At 38.5% G+C, this 1,057-nt stretch carries 1 protein-coding gene; it reads left to right on the top strand.

Annotation, left to right across the window (positions count from 1 at the left end; translation table 11 throughout):
* Positions 1-60: 60 nt before the first annotated feature.
* A partial coding sequence (locus tag WH277_RS00450; protein ID WP_339503723.1) for an ImcF-related family protein occupies positions 61-1,057 on the top strand: 997 nt, incomplete at its 3' end.

The following is a 1,057-nucleotide window of genomic DNA, read 5'->3' as shown; positions in this document are numbered from 1 at the left end:
TTCACCAGTTTACGCGGCTTATATTTCGTCAGTAATCACCAACCGGCTAATGTTTACCTCATAAATAACAATACGTTAATGCATAAATGGGATAATTTTGTGCACAGACGTTCCGTTAATGCGGTTGACTCCGTCACAAGAAAAATTAATGAAGGTGATTTTTTAGTCACTGACAACGCTTATGGTCGCCATTACTTTCTCAAAACACTATTTTCAGAGATCATCGTTAAAGATGCCCATCTGGTGCGCCACAACTTAAGTGCTGAATCGAAATATCGCTTCCAGAACATAGTGATACATTGCTCATGTATTTTGTTAACTGTATGGCTGATCAATGGTTTCTATCATAGTTATTATAATAATGATGGATATCTCAATACTATTCGTGAAAAAGTAATTTCTCTAGAAGGGAAAATTGGAGAGTTTGAGAAAGCAAACAATCCCGAACTGATTCCTACATTGTTGTCCATGGCTCAGTACATGCCTGAATATAGTGATTTGGACGTTGAACACCCACCATTGAACTTCAGATTTGGTCAATATGTGGGCTGGGATATAACATCCGACTCAACCTCATTATATCACTATTTTTTACAGAAACTGCTCTTCCCAAATGTGCAACATGAAGCGCAAGACAAGCTTCAGGATGCAGTTCTCGGTGATGATAATAGTGAGATATATACTGCGTTAAAAGCGTATCTGATGCTCAATGGGAAAGGAAAATTCGATAAAAAATTCCTTATTGATACTATAACCAAGGCTTGGGATGACTCTGGTAAAATTGTACCCTACGCTGATAAGGAAATTTTTATTGCTCATTTAGATAATCTGTTTGATTTACCGGATTGGCGTCATTATTCACAACCGCTAGATGCTGATTTAGTTACACAGGCAAGGGATGTATTAGGCCGTATTTCGCTCAGTGACCGTCTTTATGAGCGCATTAAGGTAATTATGCAGGATGATGCCCCAGAAAATCTGACACTGGATAAAATGACCGATGGTAAAGCCAACCAAATTTTCACCCTGGATGAAACCGATCATCATGCAACCAGCA

Source organism: Erwinia sp. MYb416, from assembly GCF_037479575.1.
GTDB lineage: Bacteria > Pseudomonadota > Gammaproteobacteria > Enterobacterales > Enterobacteriaceae > Erwinia > Erwinia rhapontici.
Note: the sequence above shows the minus strand (reverse complement) of the source record. Positions and strands in the feature narration are given on the sequence as shown.